Here is a 2,441-nt window from a genome sequence, read left to right on the forward strand (position 1 = left end):
AGGCACCCGGATGCGAGCGCGAGCCGTACGGCGCGGGCAAGACTGGTGTGGATCAGCGACATCGGCTCCTCGCGTCAGCTCCGACCCGAGTGGCCCGGCCCTGCTGGTAAACGTCAGATCGGCTCGTCCGATCAAGCAGTGCACGCAGAAACTGCAAGAATAGGATGGCGGTGCCAGTTCCAATGGCTGGGCCCGGGGCAGCCGGAGAGTCCAGTCACGGCCGTGCCCCTGTCAGAGCCCGAGGCTCGCCTTGAATTCCTCCAGGCGGCCGATCGAGACGTCGAATTGGGCATGCGTCGCCTCGTCCACCGTCGCGTCCCGCTCCATCTGGAGGTGGAGGATCTCCTCCTCGATCTGGGCAGCGGTCAGTTCCTCGACCGGCAGAACCCGCTCGGCCAGGATCGTGACCCGGCCGGCCGTGACCTCGACGAAGGCGCCCCGCACGAAGGCCCGGCGCCCGGTGCCGGCGGCGTCGGTGGCGAAAACGATGCCGGGATGCAGCGCCGTCGCGAGGGGCGCGTGGCCGACCAGGACCGTCATGTCGCCCTCGACGCCCGGCAGCACGACGGATCGGACCTCGCCTGCGAAGACCACCCGCTCGGGCGAGACCAGCTCGGCGAAGAGATCGTCCATCGTGGTGTCCTCCCCGATGCGGCAGGCACGCCCGAGCGTGCTCAGGCCATGATGCTGAGCCCGCCGTCCACGTAGATCGTCATGCCGGTCAGGTGAGCGGCGTACGGCGTCGTCAGGTAGGCCGCGGTGAGGCCGACATCGTCGATGTCGACAAGTTCGCCGATCGGCGCGCGTTGCACCGCCTCGCTCAGGAGAAGGTCGAAATCCTTGAGGCCGGAGGCGGCACGCGTCTTCAGGGGGCCGGGCGAGACGGCGTGGACACGGATGTCCTGTTTCCCGAGCTCGTAGGCGAGGTAGCGGACCGCGCTCTCCAGCGCCGCCTTCACGGGGCCCATCAGGTTGTAGTTCGGCACGACCTTGTTGGCGCCGTGATAGCTCATGGTCAGGAGCGTGCCGCCGTCCCGCATCAGCGGCGCCGCGAGCCGGGCCATGCGGATGAAGGAATGGCAGGAGACGTCCATCGCCACCTTGAAGCCTTCGGACGAGCTGTCGACGAGCCGGCCTTGAAGATCCTCCTTCGGGGCGAACGCGATGGAATGCAGCGCGATGTCGAGGCTGCCCCAGGTCTCGCTGATCTGGCGGAAGACAGCTTCGAGCTCGCCCGCTCGCTGAACGTCGCAGGGGACGAAGACCGGGGCCTCAAGCTCCTGCGCCAGCGGCTCGACGAAGGGCCTAGCCTTCTCGTTCAAGTAGGTCAGGGCGAGCTCCGCCCCGAGACGGCGGAACACGCGCGCGCAGCCATAGGCGATGGAGTGCTCGTTGGCGACGCCGAGCACCAGGGCGCGCTTGCCGAGAAGCGCCTTGCCGTCTGGGATCCGTGTCATGGGGCGGCCCTCCGCGACTTGCCCCGGGCGGCATGGCGCCCGGGCGCGTGCGACGATTCGGCGACGGGCGTCAGGGCCGTCTCCCGGGGCAAGTCTGACGCTAGGAGACGCCGGAATTCGGACATCAGCGCCCGCTGCTCCGGCGCGAGGTCAATGTTGTCCGTCAGCCGCTCCAGGATGCCGAGGAGGCGCCGACGCTCCTCCGCCGTGCGCACGAGGGTCGGCAGCGTCGCCAGCGCGCGTTCGGGCTCGTGCTCGACGATGTAGGATTGCTGCCGCACGACGTGGCTCGCCTCGCTGGCCGGAAGGTCGAGCAGGCCGACTTCGCGACCGACGAGCTCACGGATGCGCTTAGCCGTCGAGAGCCGCTTCTCGCGCGTCCCGAGCCGGGCGGCGAGCAGGGTTGCCCGGACGGCGGCCTCGGTGAACCCGCCATCCGCGATCCGGGCAAGGGCCTCGCGGATGGCTGGCATATCGCCGTCCGGCCGGGACAAGGTCTCCGCGGCGGCCGGCTCGGCCGGGGCCATGAGGCTCATCGGACCGTAGACGTTGTAGAACAGGTTCTCCACCACCGCGTCGCGCAGCTGCCGGTACAGGTCCCATGAGGCGGTGATGCCGGCCGCGAGGAGCCGCTCCGACGCGACGCCGGGGCCTGCCTCATCGCGGGGCGTGCGATGGGCTCGCGCAAAGTCGGCCCAGCCCTTCAACGGAGCGAGCCAAGGGTTGAGATCCGAGATAGCCCACCGGCGCGCCCGGAGCGGATGACAGGCGCGGGCAACCTTCCCCACCTCCGGGGTCACCAGGGCACCGAGCAGCGGGTGCATGAAGGTCTCATAGAGCGAGGCGTTAAACTCCGAGACCTTCTCGACCGCGGCAAAGGGGACTTCGTCCTTGCGGGCGTATTTCTGCAATTGCTGCAGGTTCTCGACCCGGTGCTCCGTCAAGACGACGTCGTAGCGGGTCGCACCGTTCGTTGCCTGCTCC

Annotated in this window: 3 protein-coding genes; all 3 read right to left on the reverse strand. The window is 69.0% G+C overall.

All coding sequences use genetic code 11. The features are described 5' to 3' along the window. Positions 1–231: 231 nt before the first annotated feature. Complete coding sequence (gene atpC / locus WDW90_RS36345; protein WP_336492598.1) at positions 232–633, reverse strand: ATP synthase F1 subunit epsilon; 402 nt, start codon at positions 631–633, stop codon at positions 232–234. 41 nt (positions 634–674) lie between these two features. Beyond that, the gene (gene fabI / locus WDW90_RS36350; RefSeq protein WP_336492599.1) at positions 675–1,457 is read right to left on the reverse strand and encodes an enoyl-ACP reductase FabI; all 783 of its coding nucleotides are present in this window, start codon (positions 1,455–1,457) and stop codon (positions 675–677) included. Beyond that, on the reverse strand, positions 1,454–2,441 hold a 988-nt coding region (locus WDW90_RS36355; RefSeq protein WP_336492600.1), incomplete at its 5' end, for a DUF3141 domain-containing protein. The genes fabI and WDW90_RS36355, both read right to left, overlap by 4 nt.

The organism is Methylobacterium nigriterrae, assembly GCF_037106235.1.
GTDB lineage: Bacteria > Pseudomonadota > Alphaproteobacteria > Rhizobiales > Beijerinckiaceae > Methylobacterium > Methylobacterium nigriterrae.